At 48.5% G+C, this 239-nt stretch carries 1 protein-coding gene; it reads right to left on the bottom strand.

Annotated elements, in window-relative coordinates; translation table 11 throughout:
• The coding region (locus HA632_RS01775) for a hypothetical protein (protein ID WP_176305533.1) at positions 1 to 239 on the bottom strand (239 nt) is incomplete at both ends.

Raw genomic sequence — 239 nt, 5'->3', positions numbered from 1 at the left:
TAACATTTATCAGTTACAGTATAAGTCACTGTAGTTGTTCCTCCACAAGCACTCGGTGCACTTACTTGTCCATAGCTTCCGCTTGGAGCACAGCCACCGCTTACGGTGAATCCTCCTAACCAAGTAGCAAACGCCGCATTAACCGCTGCTTGGTCTGCATAAGCACAAGCACTTGTTGAGCTTGCTGCCGGTGCATTTACTTGTACAGCCGGAGCCGGTGTAATAGTAAAGCTTCTGGT

The sequence above is a fragment of the Flavobacterium sp. J49 genome, from assembly GCF_011742145.1.
Classification (GTDB): Bacteria; Bacteroidota; Bacteroidia; order Flavobacteriales; family Flavobacteriaceae; genus Flavobacterium.
The sequence above is the reverse complement of the archived record's forward strand: the minus strand, read 5'-3'. Positions and strand labels throughout refer to the sequence as shown.